Source organism: Blastococcus sp. SYSU DS0533 (assembly GCF_054050775.1).
In genome coordinates this window covers 109,441-133,255 of sequence record NZ_JBJGZZ010000006.1, presented here as the reverse complement: position 1 = coordinate 133,255, position 23,815 = coordinate 109,441, and the positions used below count along the sequence as shown (strand labels likewise).

Genomic DNA, 23,815 nt, shown 5'->3' with positions numbered 1-23,815 from the left:
GCCCCGCCCCGACCGCACCTCCTGCCGGCCGGCGGCCGCCCGCCGCGTCGACATGGGGACGCGTCGACACCACGACACGACGACATCCCGACACGACGGCACCGGACGCGGTCGACAGATCGGCACGTCGACAGCTCGGCGTGCCGGCACGCCGGCCGGTCAGAGCGTCGTGACGAAGTCGGCCAGCTGGGCGGCGTTGCGGCACTCGACCATGTCGATCACCTCGCCGTACCGCTCCGCCGCGGAGTCGCCGCTGCCCCACAGCCGGCGCGGCTCGGGGTTCAGCCAGTGCGCCGACCGGGCCTTGCCCACCAGCCCGGCCAGCACGGGCACCCCGGGCTGCCGGTAGTTGGTGCGCCCGTCGCCGAGCACCAGCAGCGATGTCTTGGGCCCGACCGCCGAGGCCCAGCGGTCGGCGAACACCTCGAAGGCGGTGCCGTAGTCGCTGTGACCGTCGAAGCCGACCACCTGCGCCTCCCGGCCCATCCGCGCGATCGCGTCGGCGACGTCGACCCCTGGGCTGAAGAACCGGGTCACCTCGTCGGTGGAGTCGACGAACGCGAACGCCCGCACGCCGGTGAAGTGCTCGCGCAGCGCCTGGGTGAGCATGAGCGTGAAGTGGCTGAAGCCGGCCACCGAGCCGCTGACGTCGCAGAGCACGACCAGCTCGGGCTTGTGCACCTTCCGCGGCCGGTGGTGGGTGACGACGGGCACGCCGCCGGTGCCCAGCGAAGCGCGGACGGTCTTGCGGAAGTCCAGCCGGCCCTCCCGCCCCAGCCGCCGGCGGGCCGAGAGCCGGACGGCGAGCCGACGGGCCAGCGGGGCCACCGACCGCCGCAGCTCGGCGAGGTCGGCCGACTGGGCGCGCAGGAAGTCGACCTGGTCGGCGAGCGGCCGGACGGCGTTCTTCGCGACCCGGTCGCGCCCCTTCTCCGCAGCGGTGCGCCGCCGCACCTCGGCCTCGACCGCCGTCCGGAAGGCCGCCAGCCGGTCCCGCACCGTCTGCCGCGCGACCTGCTCGACCAGCCCGCCGCGCCCGCCGTCACCCAGCAGCCCGGCGAGCAGCTGGGCCACCAGCGTGTCCGGCGAGAGCGCCCGCATCACCCGGTAGCTGAAGTAGGACTGCCCCGAGGGGGTCGGCTGCCCCTGGCCCAGCTGGTCCACGGCGTCCCGCGCGAACCGGCGCAGCGCCTCCGGGTCGCCGTCCTGCAGGAGCTCCAGCAGCTGGGCGCGCATGAGCGCGGCCAGCGCGGCGTCGTCGGGCACGTCCAGGGTGGACTCCCCCGGCTCGCCCGGCGCCTCGCCGTCCGCGGCATCGGGCTCGGGGCGGTCACCGAGCGGCCACCACAGGTCGAACAGGACGTCGTAGGTGGGGCGCTGGGCCGCGCGCTGGAGCAGCACGGCGGCCAGCCCGTGGCGCAGCTGCTCCCGGTCGAGCAGGTCCACGACGGTGAGGATCTCCGCCGCGTCGACGGCCTGGCTGATGCCGACCGGGATGCCTGCCTCGCGGACCGCCCGCACGAACCCGTCCAGGTGCCCGGCGAGCCCACCGGGCTCCGTCCGGTTCCCCTGCGGAGCAGCGTCCATCAGTTCAGCCGCAGCTCGGCCGCGGCCCGGGTCTGGTCGCTGGCGTGCTTGAGCACCACGCCCAGCGTCGCGGCCATCGCCGGCTCGTCGAGGGTGTCGAGCCCCAGCTCCAGCAGGGTCTGCGCCCAGTCGAGGGTCTCCGAGATCGACGGCGACTTCTTCAGCTCCAGCCCGCGCAGCGCCCGAACCGTCGCGACCAGCTGGTCGGCCAGGCCCGAGGCGAGGTCGGGCACGCGGGAGAGCACGATCTCCCGCTCCCGCTCGGCGCTCGGGTAGTCCAGCGCCAGGTACAGGCAGCGCCGCTTGAGCGCCTCGGAGAGCTCGCGGGTCGCGTTGGAGGTGAGGACGACGGTCGGCCGGCGGCTCGCGGTCACCGTGCCGAGCTCGGGGATGGTGACCTGGAAGTCGCTCAGCACCTCCAGCAGCAGCCCCTCCACCTCGACGTCGGCCTTGTCGGTCTCGTCGATGAGCAGCACGGTGGGCTCGGTGCGGCGGATCGCGGTGAGCAGCGGCCGGGAGAGCAGGAACTCCTCGCCGAAGATGTCGTCGTGGACGGTGTCCCAGTCCGCACCCCCCTCGGCCTGGGACGCCTGGATGCGCAGCAGCTGCTTCTTGTAGTTCCACTCGTACAGCGCGCGGGCCTCGTCCAGGCCCTCGTAGCACTGCAGCCGGATCAGCTCGGACCCGGTGGCGGCGGCCAGCGCCTTGGCCAGCTCGGTCTTGCCCGTGCCCGCCGGCCCCTCCACCAGCAACGGCTTGCCGAGGCGGTCGGCGAGGAAGACCGTCGTCGCGATCTGGGCGTCGGGCAGGTAGCCGGCGGTGGACAACCGCTTGCTGACGTCCGCGACCGACGAGAAGTTCGGGGACTGCGACGGCGGGCGGGGCATGCGGCTCCTGTCGGGGTGGTGGGGCGGGCCGGACACTCGCCGGGCGGTCAGCGCGTGTGGCCGGACCCCGTGACGACGTAGGTGGTCGAGGTCAGCTCGGGCAGGCCGAGCGGGCCCCGGGCGTGCAGCTTCTGGGTGGAGATGCCGATCTCGGCGCCGAAGCCGAACTCGCCGCCGTCGGTGAACCGCGTGGAGGCGTTGACCAGCACGGCGGCGGCGTCCACCCCGGCGGTGAACTCGGCGATGGCGCGGGCGGAGTCGGCGACGATCGCCTCGGTGTGGCCGGTGCTCCAGCGGGCGATGTGGTCGAGGGCCTGCGGCAGGTCGTCGACGACCCGCACCGCCATGTCCATCGACAGGTACTCGGTGCCCCAGTCCTCGTCGGTGGCCGGGACGACGCCGTCGTGCGCCGAGCGGGCCGCCTCGTCGCCGTGCAGCGCGACCCCGGCGTCGGCCAGCGCGGCCAGCAGCCGCGGCAGGAAGGGCACGTCACGGTGCACGAGCAGCGTCTCGGCGCTGTTGCAGACGCTCACCCGGTGGGTCTTGGAGTTGAGCACGACCGCCTCGGCGATCTCCGGGTCGGCCGAGGCGTCGACGTAGACGTGGCAGTTGCCCTCGCCGGTCTCGATCACCGGCACCCGCGACTCCCGGACGACCCGCTGGATCAGCGAGGCCCCACCGCGCGGGATGACGACGTCGACCAGGCCCCGGGCGTTCAGCAGCTCCCCCACCGACGCGCGGTCGGCCGGCAGCAGCTCGACGAAGCCCGCCGGCAGCCCCGCCTTCTCACCCGCCTCGGCGAGGACGGCGAGCAGCGCGGTGTTCGTGCCGAACGCCGAGGCCGAGCCGCGCAGCAGCGCCGCGTTGCCGCTCTTGAGGCACAGCCCGGCGGCGTCGACGGTCACGTTGGGGCGGGCCTCGTAGACGATCCCCACCACACCGAGGGGCACGCGGACCTGCTTGAGCTCCAGCCCGTTGGGCAGCCGGGACCCGCGGACGACATCCCCCACCGGGTCGGGGAGCGCGACCAGCTGGCGCAGCGCGTCGGCGACCCCGGCGATCCGGCCGGTGTCCAGCCGCAGCCGGTCGACGATCGCCTCGGGCGTGCCGTCGGCCCGGGCCGCGGCGACGTCGGCCGCGTTGGCCGCCAGGATCTCGTCGGCGCGCGCGACCAGCGCCTCGGCCATCGCCGTCAGCGCGGCGTCCTTGGTGTCCGTCGGCAGGGTGCGGAGCACCCGGGAGGCGGCCTTCGCGCGCAGCGCGGCGGCACCGATCAGGGGCAGGCCGGAGACGTCGGACACACCGAGATCCTACGCGCGCGGCCGGACGGGTTCCCCCGCGCGACCCCGGACCGCCCCGACGGCCCCCTGTGCGAGAATGATTCTCATGCACATGACGCCGATCCGCCGCGGGGCGGTCGTACTCGGTTCTGCCACCTGCCTGCTGCTCGCCGGTTGCGGCGCGGAGGAGGGCGGGACCGGGGCGGGCGAGGGCCAGCTGTCCGTGCTCGCCGGCTTCTACCCGCTGCAGTGGGCCGCCGAGCAGGTCGGCGGCGACCGCGCGTCGGTCACCTCGGCCACCCCGCCCGGTGCCGAGCCGCACGACCTCGAGCTCACCCCGCGGGACGTCGCCGCGATCTCCGAGGCCGACCTGGTCGTCCACCTGGAGGGCTTCCAGCCGGGCCTGGACGAGGCGGTCGCCTCCGAGGCAGCGGACGCCGCCTGGGACGCGGGCCAGGCCGCCGACCTCTCGCTGACCACCACCGGTGAGCACGACCACGCCCACGAGGGCGAGGAGCACGCCGAGGAGGACGACCACGCGGAGGGCGGCGAGGCGGTCGACCCGCACTTCTGGCTGGACCCCACCCGCCTGGCCGACGTCGCCGACGCCCTCGCCGACCGGCTCACCGAGCTGGACCCGGACGGTGCGGACACCTACGCGGAGAACGCCGCGGCGCTGCGCGCCGACCTCGAGGCCCTGGACGCGGAGATGTCCGATGCGCTGGCGGGCTGCGCGGTGGACACCTTGGTGACGAGCCACGACGCGTTCGGCTACCTCGGCGAGCGCTACGGTCTCGAGGTGGTCGGCATCAACGGTCTCAGCCCGACGCAGGAGCCGAGCGCGGCCCAGCTCGCCGAGATCGCCGAGCTGGTGGCCGACCGCGGCATCACCACGGTCTACACCGAGACCCTCGTCGACCCGGCGGTGGCCGAGACCGTGGCCGGCGAGGCGGGCGTCGAGACCGCCGTCCTCGACCCGATCGAGGGCCTGACCGACGAATCGGCCGGCGGGGACTACCTCGAGGTGATGCGCGCCAACCTCGCCACCCTGCAGGAGGGTCAGAACTGCTCGTGACCGGCCGGAACCTCGCCGGGCAGCGCCCGACGGAGCCCGATCGCGACCTCGCGGTCGGGCTCCGCGGCGCCAGCATCGGCTACGGCGACGTCCCGGTGGTCCGGGACGTCGACCTGACCGTGCGCCCGGGCGAGGCGATCGCCGTCCTGGGCTCCAACGGATCGGGCAAGACCACCCTCGCGCGCGGCCTGCTCGGCCTGGCCTCCGTGCTCGGCGGCGAGGTGACGGTGCTGGGCGCGCCCGTGGGGCGGCTGCGCGAGCGCGGCCGGGTCGGCTACGTGCCGCAGCGGCACACCGTGAGCGGGGCCGTACCGGCCACCGTCCGCGAGGTGGTCGGCGTCGGCCGGCTCGCCCGTCGGGGACTGCTCGGCCGGCCGTCGGCCGCTGACCGCGCGGCGGTGGCCGACGCCATCGACGCGGTGGGGCTCGGCGACCGCGTGCGCGACCCGGTCGCGTCGCTGTCGGGCGGCCAGCAGCGCCGCGTGCTCGTGGCCCGGGCTCTGGCCGCCGAGCCCGAGCTGCTGATCATGGACGAGCCGACCGCCGGGGTCGACGCCGCCAACCAGCGCACCCTCGCCCGGGTCCTCGCCGAGGTGTCCGCGCGGGGCACCACCCTGCTCGTGGTCACCCACGAGGCGGGCCCGCTCGCCGGTGTGCTGACCCGTGCGGTCGTCGTCGACCACGGGCGGATCCGCTACGACGGGCCCCTGGCCGATGCGGGCCCCCTCGCCGGCGGTGCGGGGCACCACCACCCGGACGACCCGGAGGACCAGCCGGGGACGGGGTACCGCCAGCACCAGCCGTGGACGTCGTCCCGGCCGGTGCGCGCCCGCGACGGGGAGCAGTGACGTGGAGATCCTCCAGTACGAGTTCATGCAGCGGGCACTGCTCGCGTCCCTGATGGTCGGGCTGGCCGCGCCGGCCGTCGGCGTCTTCCTGGTGCAGCGGCGGCTGTCGCTGCTGGGCGACGGCCTCGGCCACGTGGCACTCGTCGGCGTGGGCGTCGGCGTCCTCACCTCCACCGCGCCGGTGGGCGCCGCCCTCGTCGCCGCGATCGCCGGGGCGGTGCTGATCGAGCTCGTCCGCGCCCGCGGCCGGACCAGCGGCGACGTGGCGCTCGCCGTCCTCTTCTACGGCGGCATCGCCGGCGGCGTGGTGCTGCTCAGCCTGGCGCCCCCGGGCCAGGCGACCAACCTCGACGCCTACCTGTTCGGGGCGATCACCACCACGAGCGCCGGCGACCTGGTCGCCTTCGGCGTCATCACGGTGGTGATCCTCTCGGTCGTGTGGCTGCTCGGGCAGCGGCTGTACGCGGTGAGCGACGACGAGGAGTACGCCCGCGCTGTGGGCCTACCGGTGCTGGCGCTCAACGTGGTGCTCGCCGCGCTCGTCGCCTCGACGGTCGTGCTGTCGATGCGGGTGGTCGGCCTGCTGCTGATCAGCGCGCTGATGATCCTGCCGAGCGCGGTGGCCCAGCTGCTGGCCGGCAGCTTCCGGCAGGCGCTCCTGCTCGCCTGCGGCATCGGCCTGGTCATCAGCGTCACCGGTACCACGGCCTCCTACTACACGGGCACGCCGTCCGGCGGCACCATCGTGCTGCTGGCGATCGGCCTGTTCCTGCTCGTCACCCTCGCCGTCGCCGTCCGGGACACCACGGGCCGGCGGCGGCACCGGCGTAGGGTCGATCTGCACGCCGCCCACCCGCACGAGCACGGGGAGGGCTGCGGCCACCGGGCGGTCTCGCACGGCGACCACGTGGACTACGACCACGACGGCCACCTGCACGCGCCGCACCGGACCGGATCCGGCGTGCACTACGACGAGCACGGCGAGCACCCGGCGACGGCGCGGGTGGAGGGAAAGGCAGGCCGACCGTGAGCTCCCCGGACGTCGCTCCGCCCGCCCGCCGGCAGACCCGCCAGCGCACCGCCGTCCTCGAGCTGCTCGACGAGCTCGACGGTTTCCGGAGCGCCCAGGACCTGCACTCGCTCCTGCGCGAGCGCGGTGACTCGGTGGGCCTGGCGACGGTCTACCGGGCGTTGCAGGCGCTGGTCGACGACGGCCTCGTCGACGTGCTGCGCAGCGGGGAGGGCGAGGCGGCGTACCGCCGCTGCTCACCGGTGCACCACCACCACCTGGTCTGCCGCGCCTGCGGGCGCACCGTGGAGGTCGCCGACCCGCCGGTGGAGCGGTGGGCGGCCAAGATCGCCGCCGAGCACGGCTTCGCCGACGTGCAGCACGAGCTCGAGGTCTTCGGCACCTGCGGGAGCTGCGCCGCCGACGGCTGACAGGCGCGGTTGGTCAGCGCTCGCGGAGCGCCCGCAGGGCGGCCTTCCGGGCGTCACCGGTGAGCCGGTCCAGGAACACCTTCCCGTCGAGGTGGTCGACCTCGTGCTGGAGGCAGCGGGCCATCAGCCCCTCGCCCTCCAGCCGCAACGGCTTGCCGTCGACGTCGAACCCCTCCGCGACGCAGCGCATCGCGCGGACGGTCGGCGCCCAGATGCCCGGCACGGACAGGCAGCCCTCGTCGCCGTCCTGGATCTCCTCGGAGCGCTCGACGATGACCGGGTTGACCATGTGCCCGATGACGCCGTCGATGTTGTAGGAGAAGGCGCGCACGTTGACGCCGATCTGCGGCGCCGCGACCCCGGCCCGGCCGGGGTGGTCGACGGTCTCCTCGAGGTCGCGGACCAGCGCGGCCAACCAGCCGTCGAAGGCCCGTACCGGGTCCGAGGGCGTGCGCAGCACCGGGTCGCCGAGTTCGCGGATGGGGCGGATCGTCACCGGGTCAGTCTCTCAGCCCGGTCCGGACGCTCAGCGCAGGCGTCCGACCAGCACCATCTCGTCGCGGTGCACCACCTCACGGCGGTACTCCGCCGGGAGGTCGCCGGTCTTGCGGCCGAGCAGCCGGGGCATCTCCCGGGCGTCGTAGGCGACCAGCCCGCGGGCGACCACCACGCCGTCCGGCCCGACCAGCTCCACCGGGTCGTCGGCGACGAACTCCCCCGCCACGCCGGTGATGCCCGCCGCCAGCAGCGAGGCGTGCCGCTCGCGGAGCGCCTCGACCGCACCGTCGTCGAGGAGCAGCCGGCCCCGCGGCCGGCTGGCGTAGCGCAGCCAGAACTGGCGGGCGCTGGGCCGCTTGCCCATCGGCGCGAACAGGGTGCCCACCCGGTCGCCGTCCAGCGCGCCCGCGGCCTGCGGGGTGGAGGTGACCACGACCGGCACCCCGGCGTGCGCGGCGATGAACGCCGCCTCGACCTTGGTCGCCATCCCACCCGTGCCGACGCCGTTCCGGCTGGCCGAGCCGAGCACGACGGCGGCCAGGTCCGCGGGGTCGCGCACGGTGTCGACCAACTGCGCCGGCCCGGTGCGCGGGTCGCCGTCGTACACGCCGTCGACGTCGGAGAGCAGCACCAGGGCGTCGGCCTGCGAGACGTGGGCGACCAGGGCGGCCAGGCGGTCGTTGTCGCCGAAGCGGATCTCCTCGGTGGCGACCGTGTCGTTCTCGTTGACGACCGGCAGCACCCCGAGGTCCAGCAGCCGCTCGACCGTCCGGCGGGCGTTGCGGTAGTGGCTGCGGCGGGTGAGGTCGTCGGCGGTGAGCAGCACCTGGCCGACGGTGATCCCGTGGCGGGCGAACGCGTCGGCGTAGGTCTGCACCAGGCGCAGCTGCCCGACGCTCGCCGCCGCCTGCGCGGTCGCCAGGTCGCGGGGGCGCCCGTCGAGGCCGAGCGGCGCCAGCCCGGCGGCGATCGCGCCGGAGGACACCAGGACGACCTGCCGGCCCGAGGCCCGCACGGCGGCGAGCGCGTCGACCAGGGCGGTCAGCCGCTCGACGTCCAGGCCCCCGGGCAGGGTGGTCAGCGAGGAGGAGCCGACCTTGACCACGACCCGGCCCGCCCCGGCGATCGCGGGGCGGGCGGCGGCCGGGGTCACCGGGTTCCCTCGCCGGCCCCACCGGGCAGGTCGTCGGCCATCTCCTCGAGCTCTGCGTCGGTCCAGCCGGCCTCGGTGGCCTCGAACGGGACGCGGCGGGCGCGCTTGGCGGCCAGCCGCTCGGTCGCCCCGACCCGCTCGTTGCTCTCGAGCCGGTTGTCGGTGCCCCGCCCGCCCAGGCCCGCGGACTCCTCGGCGGTGAGGGTGCCGGCCGGCAGCGTCGGCGCCCAGTCGAAGGTGACGTCGCCGATGGTGACGGCGTCGCCCTCGCGCGCGCCGGCCTTGGCCAGCTCCTCCTCCACGCCGAGCCGGTTGAGCCGGTCGGCGAGGTAGCCGACGGCCTCGTCGTTGGTGAAGTCGGTCTGCCGCACCCACCGCTCCGGCTTCACGCCGCGGACGACGAACGCTGCGCCGTCGGCCCCACCCGCCCCGTCGGGGTCGCGCTCCACGGTGAAGCCGCTGTCGTCGACCGCCCGCGGGGTCAGCGTCACGCGCACCGGCTCGGGCGCCGGCAGCGAGGCCCGGTGCTCCTCGACCGCGGCCGCCAGCGCGTAGCCGAAGGCGGCCAGCCCCTCGCCGGTGACGGCGCTGATCGGGAACACCTGCAGCCCGCGCGCCTCCAGGGCGCCGCGGACCAGGTCGACCAGCTCACGGCCGTCGGGGACATCGATCTTGTTGAGCACCGCGATGCGGAGCCGGCCGACGAGGTCCAGCTCGTCGCCGCCGTACTCGGCGAGCTCGTGCTCCAGCGCGTCGATGTCGGTCTCGGGGTCGCGCCCGGGCTCCATGGTCGCCATGTCGATGACGTGCACCAGCACGGCGCAGCGCTCGACGTGCCGCAGGAACTGCAGGCCCAGGCCCTTGCCGGCCGAGGCCCCGGGGATCAGCCCCGGCACGTCGGCCATCGTGTAGACGGTGTCGCCTGAGCGGACCACGCCGAGGTTGGGGACCAGCGTGGTGAAGGGGTAGTCGGCGATCTTCGGCCGGGCCGCCGACATGGCGGCGACCAGCGAGGACTTGCCGGCCGACGGGTACCCGACCAGCCCGACGTCGGCGATGCTCTTGAGCTCCAGCACCGCGTCGAGGGCCTCGCCGGGCTCGCCCAGCAGCGCGAACCCGGGCGCCTTGCGGCGGTTGTTGGCCAGCGCGGCGTTGCCCAACCCGCCCTTGCCGCCGTGCGCGAGCACGACGCGGGTGCCGGCGCCCACCATGTCGGCGATCTGCCGGCCGTCGAGGGTGCTCACGACCGTGCCCTCGGGGACGCGCAGCACCCGGTCCTCGCCACGGGCGCCGTGCCGGTTGCTCCCGGCGCCGGGGCGGCCGTTGGCCGCCTTCTGGTGCGGGCGGTGGTGGAAGTCGAGCAGCGTGTGCACGCTCGGGTCCACCTCGAGGACGACGTCGCCGCCGTCACCGCCGTTGCCGCCGTCGGGCCCGCCGAGCGGCTTGAACTTCTCCCGGTGCACCGACGACACGCCGTGCCCACCGTTGCCGGCGGCGACGTGGATGGTCACCCGGTCGACGAAAGCGGCCATGCCCGCCACCTCCTAGCTTGCTGTAGAACGCCACGAGCGCACGGGCCGATCGGCCCGTGCGCCCATGAGCGGATGGAACGGCCCCGTCCCGAGGCTCGTCCCGAGCGTGCGAGGGATGAGGAGGACGGGGTCCTCTCAGGCCTCGACGGCGGTGATGGAGACGGTCTTGCGTCCCCGTCGCGTGCCGAAGGTGACCGCGCCCGGCGCGAGCGCGAACAGCGTGTCGTCACCGCCGCGGCCGACACCCAGGCCCGGGTGGAAGTGGGTGCCGCGCTGGCGGACGATGATCTCGCCGGCCTTCACGACCTGGCCGCCGAAGCGCTTCACGCCGAGGCGCTGGGCGTTCGAGTCGCGGCCGTTCCGGGAGGACGAGGCGCCCTTCTTGTGTGCCATGTCGGCGTCAGCCCTTCGTGATGTCGCGGACCACGACGTCGGTGAGGCGCTGACGGTGCCCCTGACGCTTGTGGTAGCCGGTCTTGTTCTTGAACTTGTGGATGTGGATCTTGGGACCCTTGCCGTGGGCGAGGATCTCACCCGTCACGGTCACCTTCGCCAGGGCCGCCGCGTCGCTGGTGACCGTGTCACCGTCGACCAGGAGGATGGCCGGCAGGGTGACGGTGTCGCCAGCCTCACCGGCGAGACGGTTGATCGTGAACGTGTCGCCCACGGCCACCTTGTGCTGGCTCCCGCCAGCCTTCACCACTGCGTACACCACTGACTCCTGTTCGCGTTTCTCACGTCGAGCTCTGTGTCCGGCGCGCACGACCGGGGGGCGCCGGGTGCTTGGACGGGCTGCGCACGCCGTCCCGGCGGCGCCCGGAGGCGCCTGCGCGGTGGCGCAGCAACCCGTCCAGCGTACCCGAGGCGTCCCGGGCCGGTCGACACGCCCTGGTCGTGACCCTGCTGACCCCGTTCCCCTGGATCGGCGACCCCACCCAGGGGCCGCCGATCCACGGGCAACCGGTCCCCGGGGCTAGCTGACCGGGGGGCCGGCCGGCCGGCTGGCCGCCCGGCGGCGCCGCGGCCGGGAAGCCGCGGCAGGGACCTCGCCGTCGCCGGGGGCCTGCGCCTCCGGCACCGGCGGGGCGTCCTGGACCGGCGGGGCGTCCTCGGTCTGCGCACCGGCGTCGGCGGCGTGCGCCACCCCGCCGGGGACGACGTCGGCGGGCGTGGTCGCCGGGGTGATCGGCGACGCGTCCTGCTCCGGGACCTCCACGGCGGCGACCTCACCGGCGGGGAGGACGTCGTCGGCCTCGGTCTCCGCCTGCGCGGCGGGGACCGGGACGCTCTCGGGCAGCGGCTGGACCGTGGGCACCCGCACCGGCGGGTCGAGCTCCAGCACGGGCGGCACGACATCCTCGACCGTCTCGGCGGAGCCGTCGGCGACCGGCTCGGCCGGCGCCCCGTCGTCGGCGCGGGTGCCGGCGAGGACAGCGGCGTCCTCGGCCGCGCGCTCCTCCCCCGACTGCCCGCGGTTGCGGCGGCCCCGGCTGCGGCGGCCGCCGCTGCGCCCGCCCTCGGAGGGCTCGCCGTCACCGGCAGGGGCCTCGGCCGCGACCGGCCGGCCGCTCTCCTCGGTCTCCTCGGCGGCCGGGCTCTCCTTGCCGGTGGACTCCTTACCGCCGGAGTCCTTGGCGCCGGAGTCCTTGCCGCCACCGCCGTTGCCGCGGTTGCGCCCGCTGCCGGCGTCCTTGGCGCCGCCGCCGGAGTCCTTCCCGGCGGAGCCGTTGCCGCCGGGACCGCTCCCCCGGCGCTTCTCGTCGACCGGGTCGGTGTGCACGAGGATCCCGCGGCCGCGGCAGTGCTCGCAGGCCTCGGAGAAGACCTCCAGCAGCCCCTGGCCGACCCGCTTGCGGGTCATCTGGACCAGGCCCAGGGAGGTCACCTCGGCGACCTGGTGCTTGGTGCGGTCGCGGCCCAGGCACTCGGTCAGCCGCCGCAGCACGAGGTCGCGGTTGCTCTCGAGCACCATGTCGATGAAGTCGATGACGATGATGCCGCCGATGTCGCGCAGCCGGAGCTGGCGGACGATCTCCTCGGCCGCCTCCATGTTGTTGCGCGTCACCGTCTGCTCGAGGTTGCCGCCCGAGCCGGTGAACTTGCCGGTGTTGACGTCGACGACGGTCATCGCCTCGGTCCGGTCGATCACCAGCGAGCCGCCCGACGGCAGCCACACCTTGCGGTCCAGCGCCTTGGTGAGCTGCTCGTCGATGCGCAGGTCGCGGAAGACGTCACCTTCACCGGTGTAACGGGTGAGCCGCTCGCTGAGCTCGGGCGAGACGTGCGCGACGTAGGCCTCGACGGTGTCCCAGGCGTCGTCACCCTGGACGACGAGCTCCTTGAAGTCCTCGTTGAAGACGTCGCGGATGACCCGGATGGCGAGGTCCGGCTCGCCGTAGAGCAGCGTGGGCGCGTTCGTCGTCGACTCGGACTTCTGCTTGATGACGTCCCACTGGGCCTTGAGCCGGTTGACGTCGCGGGTGAGCTCCTCCTCCGAGGCGCCCTCCGCCGCGGTCCGGATGATGACGCCGGCGTCCTCGGGGACGATCTTCTTGAGGATGTCCTTGAGCCGCTGGCGCTCGGTGTCGGGCAGCTTGCGGCTGATCCCGGTCATCGAGCCACCGGGCACGTAGACGAGGAAGCGGCCGGGCAGGTTGATCTGCTGCGTCAGCCGGGCGCCCTTGTGGCCGATCGGGTCCTTGGTGACCTGCACGAGGATCTTGTCGCCCGACTTGAACGCCTGCTCGATCGAGCGCTGCTTGCCCGAGAGCCCGGCGGCGTCCCAGTTGACCTCGCCGGCGTAGACGACGGCGTTGCGCCCCTTGCCGATGTCGACGAACGCTGCCTCCATGCTCGGCAGGACGTTCTGCACCCGGCCCAGGTAGACGTTGCCCGCGAAGGACGTCGCCGAGGCCTGCGTGACGTAGTGCTCGACGAGGACGTCGTCCTCGAGGACGGCGATCTGCGTGCGCTCCCCCCGCTGGCGGATGACCATCTTGCGGTCGACCGCCTCGCGACGGGCCAGGAACTCCGCCTCCGTGAGGATCGGCTGACGGCGCCGGCCGGTGTCGCGGCCATCCCGGCGGCGCTGGCGCTTGGCCTCCAGCCGGGTGGAGCCGGTGATGCCGCGGACGTCGTCGTCGCTGGTCGTCCGGCCGTTGCGGCCCGCCCGCTCGGGGCGGTCGTCGTCGTCGGAGTCCTCGGAGCTGTCCTCGGCGCCCGAGCTGCTGCCCCGGCGGCGACGACGGCGCCGGCGGCGGGTGCCCGAGCCGGTCGAGCCCTCGTCGTCGGTGTCGTTCTCGTCCTCGTCGCCCTCGCCCGCGTCGGCGGAGGTGTCCTCGTCCTCGGTGTCCTCGCTGTGCGGGCGCTCGTCGGCGCTGTCGTCGTCGGCGTCCGAGGCGTCCTCGCCGCTGCGACCGCGGCCACGGCCACGACGGCCGCGGCGGCGGCGACGGCTCGCCGACGAGCCGCCCTCGTCGCGGTCCTCGCCGGAGTCGTCGCGGTCGTCGGCGTCCTCCGCCTGCTCGTCGTCGGTGTCCGCCTCGGCCAGCTCGGGCTGCTCCTCGGCGGCGCGGCGACGCGAGCGGCTGCGGCGGGAGCGCGGCGCCTCGTCGGCGGTCTCGTCGGCGTCCCGCTCCTCGGCGGCCTCGTCGGTGAGGTCGGGCTCGGGCGACTCGACGGGGCGGCGGCTGCGGCGGCGGGGCGCCGGGGGTGCGTCGTCGGGCGGCGCCACGAAGCTCACGAACGCCGGGACCGCCGCCGCGACGACCGGGCGCGCGGGCTGCACCGGATCGGGGTCGGGGGCGGCCGCGCCGGCCGGGCGGGTGGCCCGGCGGCGGGGGCGCGCGACGACCGCGGTCGGCTCCGGCGAGCTGAACTGGGCGCCGAAGCGCGGCCCGGCCGGCTCGGGCTCCTCGGCCGCTACCTCGGTCTCCGCCGTCGCCTCGCCGTCGGCGGCGGCGCCCTCGTCGGCGGCGCCGTCCTCGTCGGCGGGGTCGGCCTCCGGTGCCCCCTCCTCGGGGGTCGCCGGGATGCCGGTGGCCTCGGCCTCGGCGGGCTGCGGTGTGCCCGGCGGGACCGCGGCGTCCGTCGCGTCGTCGGTGTCGGTGGTCGGGTGGTCGGTGTCAGCCACGAGGGCTCTCGCCTCCTGTGCTGCTCCCGGGCGCCGATCGGTGAGGACTGGCGGCCGCGCAGGAGCACGGGTTGGGCGGGGCGGGCCGCCGCGGGGGTGTGGCGGACGTGCTCGCCCTGCGAAGTCTGTGGGGCGGCTCCCGCGCGACGGTTGCCGCGGCAGGGAGCCGGTGTGCGGTGGTGCCCGTCCCCGGTGACGCCGGGGGCGGTGGTGCGGGTCCTGCGGTGGTCTGGGCGACCGGGCCGGGTGGCCCGGGGCGGGCGCGTCACGTCTGGCAGCCGTGCCGCTCGACAGCGCGCGGTCTCCGGGCGGTCCGCCGGTCAGACCGTCGCGTGCTCCCCCTGGCAGCGGGTGCGCGCCGCACGGTCAGGACCGAGCGGATCAGCCACGGTCCCGGTGTCGTCGAGCCGGCCCTGCGCCTCACGCACGGCCCGGGGGGGCAACGGCGGGCGCAGGTCGGCGACGGCAGCCAGGGCGGCCAACACGTCGTCGGGTCGTACAGCGGGCGTCACCTGCCGGACGACCATGTGCAGTATGGCACAACCTGCCTCCTCCGCCGCCGACGCGCTGGCGACGGCGGGGCGGGCGTCGACGTCCTTGAGTCCGTTCTTGGTGCGCTTCGCGACGGTGACGACGTCGGCCGCCAGGAACTTCTCGACCGCGGGGGCGAGCTCCTCCAGGCGCACGCCGGGCAGCTCGACCCGCCAGACGGAGGTGTCGATCCGGTCGGCCAGCGAGCCGGTCCCCTGCGCCGCCTCGACGCACTCCAGGACGGCGACGTCCTCCGGCAGCGCGGCGTCGAGCGCGGCCCGCACCGCCTCGGGGTCGCAGCGCTCGGCGAGCCCGATCTCCACGTACTCGGCCTCGCTGGCCGAGCCGGTGGGCGCGGCGCCGAGGTAGGAGATCTTCGGGTGCGGGCTGAACCCGGCGGAGAACGCCATGGGCACCCGCGCCCGGCGCAGCGCCCGCTCCAGGGCCCGCGCCAGGTCGCGGTGCGAGGCGAACCGGAGCCGGCCGCGCTTGGCGTAGCGGATGCGGAGCTTCTGGACGGTCGGGGGCGGCGGCGGCCCTTCGGGCTGGCGGGCCATCAGACGACGGTGAGCGGGAGCAGGTTGCGGCCGGTGGGCCCGATCTGGATCTCGGTGCCCATCGTCGGGCAGACGCCGCAGTCGTAGCAGGGGGTCCACCGGCAGTCGGCGACCTCCTCCTCGGACAGGGCCTCCTGCCAGTCCTCCCAGAGCCACTCCTTGTCCAGCCCGGAGTCCAGGTGGTCCCAGGGCAGGATCTCGTGCTCGGTGCGCTCGCGGGTGGTGTACCAGTCCAGGTCGACGCCGAACGCCGCGAGCTCCTCGGCCGCGGCCTGCGTCCAGCGCTCGAAGGAGAAGTGCTCGCTCCAGCCGTCGAACTTCCCGCCCTCGCGCCACACCCGCTCGATGACACGGCCGACGCGGCGGTCACCGCGGGAGAGCAGTCCCTCGATCACGCCGGGCTTGCCGTCGTGGTAGCGCAGGCCGATGGAGCGGCCGATGCGGCGGTCGGCGTTGATCGCCTGGCGCAGCACCCGCAGCCGGTGGTCGATGGTGTCGGCGCTGGCCTGGGCGGCCCACTGGAAGGGGGTGTGCGGCTTGGGCACGAAGCCGCCGATGGAGACGGTGCAGCGGATGTCCTTGCGCCCGCTGGCCTCGCGGCCGGCGCGGATCACCTCGACCGCGAGCTCCGCGATCTCCAGGACGTCCTCGTCGGTCTCGGTCGGCAGACCGCACATGAAGTAGAGCTTCACCTGCGTCCAGCCGTTGGCGTAGGCCGTCGTCACCGTGCGGACGAGGTCCTCCTTGGACACCGTCTTGTTGATGACCCGGCGGATCCGCTCGCTGCCGCCCTCGGGCGCGAAGGTGAGGCCGGAGCGCCGCCCGTTGCGGGACAGCTCGTTGGCCAGGGTGACGTTGAAGGCGTCGACCCGGGTGCTGGGCAGGCTGAGGCTGGTGTTGGTGCCCTCGTAGCGGTCGGCGAGCTGCTTGGCGACCTGGCCGATCTCGGAGTGGTCGGCGCTGGAGAGGCTGAGGAGCCCGACCTCCTCGTAGCCGGTCGCCGCGAGCCCCTGCTCGACCATCGACCCGATGCCGGTGATCGTCCGCTCGCGCACCGGTCGGGTGATCATCCCGGCCTGGCAGAAGCGGCAGCCGCGGGTGCAGCCGCGGAAGATCTCCACGCTCATCCGCTCGTGCACGCTCTCGGCCAGCGGCACCAGCGGCTGCTTGGGGTAGGGCCACTCGTCGAGGTCCATGACGGTGCGCTTGCCGACCTTGGCGGGCACGTCGTCCCGGGTCCGGGTGACGGCGGCGATGGTGCCGTCCGGCCCGTAGGAGAAGGCGTAGAAGCGCGGTACGTAGACGCCGTCGACGCGGGCGAGCCGGGTGAGCAGCTCCTCGCGGCCACCGGGGCGCCCCTGCGCCTTCCACGCCTTGACGACGTCGGTGATGTCGCCGACGGCCTGCTCGCCGTCGCCGAGGACGGCGCAGTCGACGAAGTCCGCGACCGGCTCGGGGTTGAAGGCGGCGTGCCCGCCGGCGACGACGACCGGGTGGGTCTCGTCGCGGTCGACCGCGTGCAGCGGGACCCCGGCCAGGTCGAGCGCCTCGAGCAGGTTGGTGTAGCCGAGCTCGGTCGCGAAGCTCACGCCGAGCAGGTCGAAGTCGCGCACCGAGCGGTGGCCGTCGACGGTGAACTGCGGGACGCCGTGCTCGCGCATGAGGGCGGCGAGGTCGGGCCAGACGGCGTAGGTGCGCTCGGCCAGGGCGTCGGGGCGCTCGTTGAGCACCTCGTACAGGATCATCAGGCCCTGGTTCGGCAGCCCCACCTCGTAGGCGTCGGGGTACATGAGCGCCCAGCGCACCTCCGCGGACTCCCACGGCTTGGTCCGGGCGTTGAGCTCGCCGCCGACGTACTGGATCGGCTTCTGGATCTGGGCCAGCAGCGGCTCGAGGCGGGGGTAGAGGGTCTCACCAGTCATGACCTGTCCAGGGTAGCCGCCGCGGGCACCGCTCCCCGCCCCGCGCGACGATCAGATGACCTGATCATCGAGCGTCCTCCCTCACCGCAGACGCCGAGGGAGGACGCCGCACGGTGAGGCAGGACGTGCCGAGGCTTGAGCGACTTGTTGCATTAATGCTACGTTTCATCGCATGGGGCGACAGCCGAAGTCCACGGCGGACAAGGTCCACGACCGCATCGCGGTCCTCCGGGCCGACCGCGGCGTGAGCCGGAAGGAACTCGCGGACGCCGTCGGGGTGCACCCCCAGACGATCGGCTACGTGGAGCGCGGCGAGTACAGCCCGTCGCTGGCCCTGGCCCTGCGCATCGCCCGCTTCTTCGACCTGCCCGTCGAGGCGGTGTTCTCGCTCGATCCGCTGCCCTCGCTCAGCGAGGAACTCCTCAGGAGGACGTCATGAGCGTCTCCCCCGACCAGACGTACCTGGCCCGCAACTTCGACGACGGCCGGTGGGCGTGGGCGCGCAGGCGCCCGGTCCGCCGGCGTGCGGTGCTCGCCCAGATCGCGCTGTTCCTGGCCCTCGTCGCGGCCACGCTGATCGCCGCGGCCACCGGAGGCTGGTCGACGTGGTACTTCGTCGTCTGGACGGCGGGCATGCTCGGGTTCATCCCGCTGCACTCGCTGCTCAACCTGAGCATCCGCGGGGTGTTCGACCGGAGCAGCCGCTCGCTGGACGAGCACCAGCAGGAACTGCGGGAACGTTCCTACGTGGCGGTGGCGTGGCCCTCCTGGGGGCTGCACCTCACCGCGTTCGCCGGCGCGGTCACCCTCGTCGCGCTGACCGACGAGGTGGCGCTCGCGCTCTGCCTCGGGTTCCTGCTGTGGATGGCCGCCGGGCTGCTGGCCTACTGGCACCTCGCCTGGACCGCCCCCGACGAGGACGACGCCGACCTCTGATCCCCGCCGGCTACGCCACGATCGGCTCCGGTGATCGTGGAGCGCCCTCCCTCACGGTGCACGGTGAGGGAGGACGCCCGATGATCAGGGGCCCTGATCCCAGCGGCTCTCAGCCCAGGTCGGGGAAGAAGAGCGCCACCTCGCGCGCGGCGGACTCGGGCGAGTCGGAGCCGTGCACGATGTTGTTCTGCACCTCGAGGGCGAAGTCGCCGCGGATGGTGCCGGGGCCGGCCTTCACCGGGTCGGTGGCGCCGGCCAGGGCGCGGAAGGCCTCGATGGCCCGCGGCCCCTCGACCACCAGGGCCATCAGCGGCCCGCCGGTGATGAACTCCACGAGGTCGGCGAAGAACGGCCGCTCGCGGTGCTCGGCGTAGTGGGTCTCGGCGGTCTCCCGGTCCAGCGTGCGCAGCTCGGCGGCGACCAGGCGCAGCCCCTTGCGCTCGAGCCGCGTGATCACCTCGCCGACCAGGCCGCGGGAGACGCCGTCGGGCTTGACGAGGACGAGAGTGCGTTCGGTCACGGAGCGGCAGCCTACGGGGTCGGCGCGGCGTCCCCGCCGCCGTCGGTCCGGTCGGGCTCCGCGACGGTGCCGAGGGCGGTGCCCACCAGCTCCTTGCGCACCTGCAGCAGGTAGGCCCAGATGAGCAGGAAGGCCCCGGCGACGAACCACATGACGCCGTTGATCAGGCCGGTCGCCAGCAGGGGCACCTGCAGGGCGGTGCCGATCGCCAGCCCGCGCGGACGGCGCTGGACACCGCTGGCCAGGATGAGGACGAGGGCCAGCAGGAGCAGCACCGCGAGCAGGCCGCCGCCCAGCCCCTCCTCGGTCTGCGCGATGCCCCGGGGCACGAACAGCACCGCGATGCCCTCGAGCACCAGCACCGCGGCGGCGGCCCCGCGCAGGGCCTTGGCGGCGCGTACCGGGTCCGCCGCGGTCACCGCGAGCCCCGCGCCATGAGCGTGCGGGCCTCACCGGCGGTGATCACGCTGCCGGTGACCAGCACGCCGGACCCGCCGAGGGCGTCGTCCGGACCGGCCTCGGCCAGCTCGACCGCCTCGGTGAGCGCCTCGTGGAGCGCCGGCTGGACGCTGACCCGGTCGGCGCCGAAGACGTCGACGGCCAGCGCGCCGAGCTCGTCGGCCGGCATCGCGCGCGGCGAGCTGTTCTGGGTGACGACGAGCTCCGCGCAGACCTCCTCCAGCGCGGCGAGCATCCCGGCGACGTCCTTGCCGTGCACGCAGCCGACCACGCCGACCAGCCGGGTGAAGTCGAAGGACTCCCGGATGGCCTCGACCGTCGCCCGCATGCCGGCCGGGTTGTGCGCGGCGTCGACCAGCACGGTCGGGCTGGTGCGCACCCGCTCCAGCCGGCCGGGCGAGCGCACGGCGGCGAAGGCGGCGCGCACGGTCTCCTGCTCGATCGGCCCGGTCGCCGCTCCCGCGCCGAGGAACGCCTCCACCGCGGCCAGCGCCGTCACCGCGTTCTGCGCCTGGTGGGCACCGAACAGCGGGAGGAAGACCTCCTCGTACTCACCGCCGAGGCCTTGCAGGCGCACCTGCTGCCCGCCGACGGCGACCCGCCGCTCCAGCACCCCGAACTCGGTGCCCTCGCGGGCGACCACCGCCTCCACCTCCACGGCGCGGCGGACGAGGGCGTCCAGCGCACCCGGCTGCTGGTGGGCGAGGACAGCGATCGAGCCGGCGGAGATGATCCCCGCCTTCTCCCCCGCGATCGTCGCGACGTCGGGGCCCAGGTACTCGGCATGGTCGAGGTCCACCGGGGTGACGACGGCGACGCGGGCGTCGGCCACGTTGGTGGCGTCCCAGGTACCGCCCATCCCCACCTCGATGACGGCGACGTCGACCGGCGCGTCGGCGAAGAGCGCGTAGGCCATGCCGACCATGACCTCGAAGAAGCTCATCGGGGTCTCCCCCGCGGCGTCGACCATCTGCACGTAGGGCGCGATGTCCTCGTAGGTCTCGACGAAGCGCTCGGCGCTCACCGGCTCCCCGTCGAGCACGATGCGTTCCCGGATCGACTCCAGGTGCGGGCTGGTGAACCGGCCGACGCGCAGGCCGAAGCCGCGCAGCAGCTCGTCGACCATCCGCGCCGTCGTCGTCTTGCCGTTGGTGCCGGCCACCTGCACGACCGGCATCGCGCGGTGCGGGGACCCCAGCAGGTCGACCAGCGCCGAGATGCGGGTCAGCGAGGGCTCCAGGCGGCTCTCCGGCCAGCGGGCCAGCAGCTCCTGCTCGACCCGGGCCATGTCACCGGTGCTGCTGCTCACCCGGTCAAGGATGCCAGCCGCTCACCAGGCCCCGGCGCGCCGCGGGGGTGCGCCGCCGACCACACCGCCACCCGCGTGCACCCAGTCCCTCGGCGGCGCCGTCTCGACCACCCGCTTGCCGAGCGGGAACAGCCCGACGGCGGCCAGCTTGAACGAGGCGATGCCGAACGGGATCCCGATGACCGTGAGGCAGAACCCGATGCCCGCGACCACGTGCAGGACCGCGAGCCACCAGCCGGCGACGAGGAACCACAGCAGGTTGCCGATCGCCGACGCCACCCCTGCGCCGGGTGCGCGCACCGTCGTCCGCCCGAACGGCCAGACCACGAAGCCGGCCAGCCGGAACGAGGCGATGCCGAACGGGATGGTGACGACCAGCAGGCAGGCGATCACGCCGGCCAGCAGGTAGGCCAGCGCGAGGATCCAGCCCTGGAGGACCAGCCAGACGAGGTTGAGCAGCAGGCGCAGGGTGTCCACGTCATCTCCACGGACGGCACCGGCGCAGCGTTCCCCGGCAGGGCGGAAGCACGTTGCCCGCGCTTCCTAGGATGAGCGGCATGGTTCCCGACATCGCGACCCCGGACACGACTGCCCCGGCTGCGACCGTCGGCGTACCCGACAAGCCGACCGTCGACGGGCTCGAGGAGAAGTGGATCGGTCGCTGGGCGGCCGAGGACACCTACGGCTTCGACCGCGACGCCGCGCTGGCCGCGCCGCGCGAGCAGATCTGGTCGATCGACACGCCCCCGCCGACCGCCAGCGGCTCGCTGCACGTGGGGCACGTCTTCAGCTACACCCACACCGACATCGTCGCCCGGTACCAGCGGATGCGCGGGAGGCACGTCTACTACCCGATGGGCTGGGACGACAACGGCCTGCCCACCGAGCGGCGCGTGCAGAACTACTACGGCGTCCGCTGCGACCCGTCGCTGCCCTACGACCCGTCCTTCCAGCCGCCGGCCAAGCCGGGGAAGGACCAGCTGCCCGTCTCACGCCGCAACTTCGTCGAGCTGTGCATGCAGCTGACGGAGGAGGACGAGGCGGAGTTCGAGAAGCTGTGGCGCCGCGTCGGCCTGTCGGTGGACTGGACCAACGTCTACCGGACGATCTCCGAGACCTCCCGCGCCACCGCGCAGCGCATGTTCCTGCGCAACCTCGCCCGCGGTGAGGCCTACGCGCAGGAGGCGCCGACCCTCTGGGACGTCACCTTCCGCACCGCCGTCGCGCAGGCCGAGCTCGAGGACCGGGAGCGCCCGGGCGCCTACCACCGGATCTCCTTCCACTCCGCCGACGGCCCGGTGTTCATCGAGACCACCCGGCCCGAGCTGCTGCCCGCCTGCGTCGCCCTGGTCGCCCACCCCGACGACGAGCGCTACCAGCCGCTGTTCGGGAAGACCGTCCGGACGCCGCTGTTCGACGTCGAGGTGCCGGTGGTCGCCCACCGCCTCGCCGAGCCGGACAAGGGCTCGGGCATCGCGATGATCTGCACCTTCGGCGACCTCAACGACGTCACCTGGTGGCGGGAGCTGCAGCTGCCCACGCGCGCCATCGTCGGCTGGGACGGGCGCATCCTGGCCGATCCGCCGGCCGACGTCCCCGCCGGGCCGTACGCGGAGCTCGCCGGGAAGACCGTCTTCAGCGCGCAGCAGCGGATCGTGGAGATGCTGCGCGAGTCCGGCGACCTCGAGGGCGAGCCGAAGCCGATCACCCACCCGGTGAAGTTCTTCGAGAAGGGCGAGCGCCCGCTGGAGATCGTCACCACCCGCCAGTGGTACATCCGCAACGGCGGCCGGGACGCCGACCTGCGCGACGCCCTGGTGGCCCGCGGCCGGGAGATCCAGTGGGTGCCCGAGCACATGCGCCACCGCTACGACAACTGGGTCGAAGGGCTCAACGGCGACTGGCTGATCAGCCGGCAGCGCTTCTTCGGCGTCCCCTTCCCGGTCTGGTACCGGCTCGACGAGGCCGGCGAGCCCGACTACGAGAACCCGGTCATCGCCGATGAGGCGTCGCTGCCGGTCGACCCGTCGTCCGACGTCCCGCCGGGCTTCTCCGAGGAGCAGCGCGGCGTGCCGGGCGGGTTCATGGCCGACCCCGACGTCATGGACACCTGGGCGACCTCGTCGCTGTCCCCGCAGGTGGCCTCGGGCTGGGACACCGACCCGGAGCTGTTCGCCAAGGTCTTCCCGATGGACCAGCGGCCGCAGGCGCACGACATCATCCGCACCTGGCTGTTCTCCACGGTCGTCCGGGCGCACTTCGAGCACGGCACCGTGCCCTGGACGCACGCCACCATCTCCGGCTTCGTGGTCGACCCCGACCGCAAGAAGATGTCGAAGTCCAAGGGCAACGCGACGACGCCGATCGACGTGCTGGAGCGGTACGGCACCGATGCCGTCCGCTGGCGGGCCGCCGGTGCGCGGCCGGGTGCGGACTCGCCGTTCGACGAGGCGCAGATGAAGGTCGGCAGGCGCCTGGCGATGAAGATCCTCAACGTCGGCAAGTTCGTGCTGGGCCTGGGCGCCTCGGCCTCGCTGACCGCCGAGCAGGTCACCGAGCCGATCGACCGCGCGCTGCTCACCGGGCTCGCCGCCGTGGTCCAGGACGCGACGGCGGCGCTCGAGTCCTACAACTACACCCGCGCGCTCGAGGTCACCGAGGCGTTCTTCTGGTCGTTCTGCGACGACTACGTGGAGCTGGTGAAGTCCCGCGCCTACGGCTCGGGGGATGCCGCGACCTCCGCCCAGGCGGCCCTGGCGATCGCGCTCGACGTCCAGCTGCGGCTGTTCGCGCCGGTGCTGCCGTTCGTCACCGAGGAGGTCTGGTCCTGGTGGCAGAGCGGCTCGGTGCACCGCGCGGCGTGGCCGGCCGCGTCCGAGCTGCCGGCCGACGGCGACCCGGCCGTCGTCGCGGTGACGGCGGCGGCGCTGGCCGCGGTGCGCAAGGCCAAGTCCGACGCCAAGCAGTCGATGCGCGCCGAGGTGGAGACCGCCACGGTCACGGCTGCGCCCGACCAGCTGCCCCTGGTGGAGGCCGGGCGGTCCGACCTCGTCGACGCCGGCCGCATCCGCTCGCTGACCGTGCGCCCGGGCGAGGGCGAGCTGACCGTCGACGTCGTCCTCGCCGAGACCGCCGAGAGCTGAGCCGGC

22 protein-coding genes are annotated in these 23,815 nt (G+C 74.3%); 7 read left to right on the top strand and 15 right to left on the bottom strand.

The features are described from left to right. Positions 1-159: 159 nt before the first annotated feature. The 3 genes from ACI79W_RS10040 to ACI79W_RS10030 are packed head-to-tail and all read right to left on the bottom strand — an operon-like array spanning position 160 to position 3,775. Entirely contained in the window at positions 160-1,587 is a 1,428-nt protein-coding gene (locus ACI79W_RS10040; RefSeq protein WP_456561935.1) for a vWA domain-containing protein, read from the bottom strand. Further along, positions 1,587-2,474 (bottom strand): AAA family ATPase, encoded by an 888-nt coding sequence (locus ACI79W_RS10035; RefSeq protein WP_456561934.1) that lies wholly within the window; start codon positions 2,472-2,474, stop codon positions 1,587-1,589. The genes ACI79W_RS10040 and ACI79W_RS10035 overlap by 1 nt, the downstream gene beginning before the upstream one ends. A gap of 47 nt (positions 2,475-2,521) precedes the next feature. Continuing rightward, positions 2,522-3,775: a glutamate-5-semialdehyde dehydrogenase gene (locus ACI79W_RS10030; RefSeq protein WP_456561933.1), complete on the bottom strand. Its 1,254-nt coding sequence runs from the start codon at positions 3,773-3,775 to the stop codon at positions 2,522-2,524. A 91-nt stretch (positions 3,776-3,866) separates the two neighbouring features. On the opposite strand from ACI79W_RS10030, the gene ACI79W_RS10025 reads away from it, so the two are divergent. Genes ACI79W_RS10025 through ACI79W_RS10010 form a run of 4 tightly spaced genes read left to right on the top strand, consistent with a single transcriptional unit; the run spans position 3,867 to position 7,117 of the window. Beyond that, positions 3,867-4,829, top strand: coding sequence for a metal ABC transporter substrate-binding protein (locus ACI79W_RS10025; RefSeq protein ID WP_456561932.1), 963 nt, complete (start codon positions 3,867-3,869; stop codon positions 4,827-4,829). Next, positions 4,826-5,677, top strand: a complete 852-nt coding sequence (locus ACI79W_RS10020; protein WP_456561931.1) for a metal ABC transporter ATP-binding protein — start codon at positions 4,826-4,828, stop codon at positions 5,675-5,677. The genes ACI79W_RS10025 and ACI79W_RS10020 overlap by 4 nt, the downstream gene beginning before the upstream one ends. 1 nt (position 5,678) lies before the next feature. Further along, positions 5,679-6,707, top strand: coding sequence for a metal ABC transporter permease (locus ACI79W_RS10015; protein WP_456561930.1), 1,029 nt, complete (start codon positions 5,679-5,681; stop codon positions 6,705-6,707). Beyond that, positions 6,704-7,117, top strand: coding sequence for a Fur family transcriptional regulator (locus ACI79W_RS10010; RefSeq protein WP_456561929.1), 414 nt, complete (start codon positions 6,704-6,706; stop codon positions 7,115-7,117). The genes ACI79W_RS10015 and ACI79W_RS10010 overlap by 4 nt, the downstream gene beginning before the upstream one ends. A gap of 13 nt (positions 7,118-7,130) precedes the next feature. Here ACI79W_RS10010 and ACI79W_RS10005 read toward each other — a convergent pair whose 3' ends face one another. From ACI79W_RS10005 to ACI79W_RS09970, 8 genes are all read right to left on the bottom strand, one after another. After that, a complete protein-coding gene (locus ACI79W_RS10005) occupies positions 7,131-7,613 on the bottom strand; it encodes a peptide deformylase (protein ID WP_236826289.1) in 483 nt (160 codons plus the stop codon). A 30-nt stretch (positions 7,614-7,643) separates the two neighbouring features. Continuing rightward, the gene (gene proB / locus ACI79W_RS10000; protein WP_456561928.1) at positions 7,644-8,768 is read right to left on the bottom strand and encodes a glutamate 5-kinase; all 1,125 of its coding nucleotides are present in this window, start codon (positions 8,766-8,768) and stop codon (positions 7,644-7,646) included. Beyond that, positions 8,765-10,300: a GTPase ObgE gene (gene obgE / locus ACI79W_RS09995; RefSeq protein ID WP_456561927.1), complete on the bottom strand. Its 1,536-nt coding sequence runs from the start codon at positions 10,298-10,300 to the stop codon at positions 8,765-8,767. The genes proB and obgE overlap by 4 nt, the downstream gene beginning before the upstream one ends. A gap of 135 nt (positions 10,301-10,435) precedes the next feature. Beyond that, complete coding sequence (rpmA, locus tag ACI79W_RS09990) at positions 10,436-10,693, bottom strand: 50S ribosomal protein L27 (protein ID WP_091933064.1); 258 nt, start codon at positions 10,691-10,693, stop codon at positions 10,436-10,438. A gap of 7 nt (positions 10,694-10,700) precedes the next feature. Then, positions 10,701-11,012 carry a 50S ribosomal protein L21 gene (rplU, locus tag ACI79W_RS09985; protein ID WP_236829593.1) on the bottom strand — a complete coding sequence of 104 codons (312 nt, stop codon included), beginning with the start codon at positions 11,010-11,012 and terminating at the stop codon, positions 10,701-10,703. A gap of 261 nt (positions 11,013-11,273) precedes the next feature. Further along, entirely contained in the window at positions 11,274-14,432 is a 3,159-nt protein-coding gene (locus tag ACI79W_RS09980; RefSeq protein ID WP_456561926.1) for an Rne/Rng family ribonuclease, read from the bottom strand. A 320-nt stretch (positions 14,433-14,752) separates the two neighbouring features. Further along, entirely contained in the window at positions 14,753-15,520 is a 768-nt protein-coding gene (locus tag ACI79W_RS09975; protein ID WP_456561925.1) for a TIGR03936 family radical SAM-associated protein, read from the bottom strand. Next, the gene (locus tag ACI79W_RS09970; protein WP_456561924.1) at positions 15,520-17,442 is read right to left on the bottom strand and encodes a TIGR03960 family B12-binding radical SAM protein; all 1,923 of its coding nucleotides are present in this window, start codon (positions 17,440-17,442) and stop codon (positions 15,520-15,522) included. Before ACI79W_RS09970 ends, ACI79W_RS09975 begins: the two co-directional genes overlap by 1 nt. Before the next feature lie 172 nt (positions 17,443-17,614). On the opposite strand from ACI79W_RS09970, the gene ACI79W_RS09965 reads away from it, so the two are divergent. Next, on the top strand, positions 17,615-17,881 hold the full coding sequence (locus ACI79W_RS09965) for a helix-turn-helix transcriptional regulator (RefSeq protein WP_456561923.1): 267 nt from the start codon (positions 17,615-17,617) through the stop codon (positions 17,879-17,881). Then, positions 17,878-18,378 (top strand): hypothetical protein, encoded by a 501-nt coding sequence (locus tag ACI79W_RS09960; protein WP_456561922.1) that lies wholly within the window; start codon positions 17,878-17,880, stop codon positions 18,376-18,378. Before ACI79W_RS09965 ends, ACI79W_RS09960 begins: the two co-directional genes overlap by 4 nt. A 109-nt stretch (positions 18,379-18,487) precedes the next feature. Here the strand turns inward: ACI79W_RS09960 and ndk are convergent, their stop codons facing one another. Genes ndk through ACI79W_RS09940 form a run of 4 tightly spaced genes read right to left on the bottom strand, consistent with a single transcriptional unit; the run spans position 18,488 to position 21,143 of the window. Next, positions 18,488-18,898, bottom strand: a complete 411-nt coding sequence (gene ndk / locus ACI79W_RS09955; RefSeq protein ID WP_456561921.1) for a nucleoside-diphosphate kinase — start codon at positions 18,896-18,898, stop codon at positions 18,488-18,490. An 11-nt stretch (positions 18,899-18,909) separates the two neighbouring features. Further along, positions 18,910-19,317, bottom strand: a complete 408-nt coding sequence (locus ACI79W_RS09950; RefSeq protein ID WP_456561920.1) for a DUF4233 domain-containing protein — start codon at positions 19,315-19,317, stop codon at positions 18,910-18,912. Continuing rightward, the gene (locus ACI79W_RS09945) at positions 19,314-20,666 is read right to left on the bottom strand and encodes a bifunctional folylpolyglutamate synthase/dihydrofolate synthase (protein ID WP_456561919.1); all 1,353 of its coding nucleotides are present in this window, start codon (positions 20,664-20,666) and stop codon (positions 19,314-19,316) included. Before ACI79W_RS09945 ends, ACI79W_RS09950 begins: the two co-directional genes overlap by 4 nt. Positions 20,667-20,687: 21 nt before the next feature. Continuing rightward, positions 20,688-21,143 (bottom strand): YccF domain-containing protein, encoded by a 456-nt coding sequence (locus ACI79W_RS09940; protein WP_456561918.1) that lies wholly within the window; start codon positions 21,141-21,143, stop codon positions 20,688-20,690. A gap of 80 nt (positions 21,144-21,223) precedes the next feature. Between ACI79W_RS09940 and valS the strand changes: the two genes are divergently transcribed. After that, positions 21,224-23,809, top strand: coding sequence for a valine--tRNA ligase (gene valS / locus ACI79W_RS09935; protein ID WP_456561917.1), 2,586 nt, complete (start codon positions 21,224-21,226; stop codon positions 23,807-23,809). The last annotated feature ends 6 nt before the right edge of the window (positions 23,810-23,815 follow it).

What these genes read in the sequence shown, in the direction of transcription:
- ACI79W_RS09975 (WP_456561925.1), bottom strand. Translation starts at nt 15,520, where the DNA reads ATGGCCCGCCAGCCCGAAGGGCCGCCGCCGCCCCCGACCGTCCAGAAG.
- valS (WP_456561917.1), top strand. Translation starts at nt 21,224, where the DNA reads ATGGTTCCCGACATCGCGACCCCGGACACGACTGCCCCGGCTGCGACC.
- ACI79W_RS10040 (WP_456561935.1), bottom strand. Translation starts at nt 1,587, where the DNA reads ATGGACGCTGCTCCGCAGGGGAACCGGACGGAGCCCGGTGGGCTCGCC.
- ACI79W_RS10025 (WP_456561932.1), top strand. Translation starts at nt 3,867, where the DNA reads ATGACGCCGATCCGCCGCGGGGCGGTCGTACTCGGTTCTGCCACCTGC.
- ACI79W_RS09970 (WP_456561924.1), bottom strand. Translation starts at nt 17,442, where the DNA reads ATGACTGGTGAGACCCTCTACCCCCGCCTCGAGCCGCTGCTGGCCCAG.
- rpmA (WP_091933064.1), bottom strand. Translation starts at nt 10,693, where the DNA reads ATGGCACACAAGAAGGGCGCCTCGTCCTCCCGGAACGGCCGCGACTCG.
- ACI79W_RS09960 (WP_456561922.1), top strand. Translation starts at nt 17,878, where the DNA reads ATGAGCGTCTCCCCCGACCAGACGTACCTGGCCCGCAACTTCGACGAC.
- obgE (WP_456561927.1), bottom strand. Translation starts at nt 10,300, where the DNA reads ATGGCCGCTTTCGTCGACCGGGTGACCATCCACGTCGCCGCCGGCAAC.
- ACI79W_RS09965 (WP_456561923.1), top strand. Translation starts at nt 17,615, where the DNA reads ATGGGGCGACAGCCGAAGTCCACGGCGGACAAGGTCCACGACCGCATC.
- ACI79W_RS10035 (WP_456561934.1), bottom strand. Translation starts at nt 2,474, where the DNA reads ATGCCCCGCCCGCCGTCGCAGTCCCCGAACTTCTCGTCGGTCGCGGAC.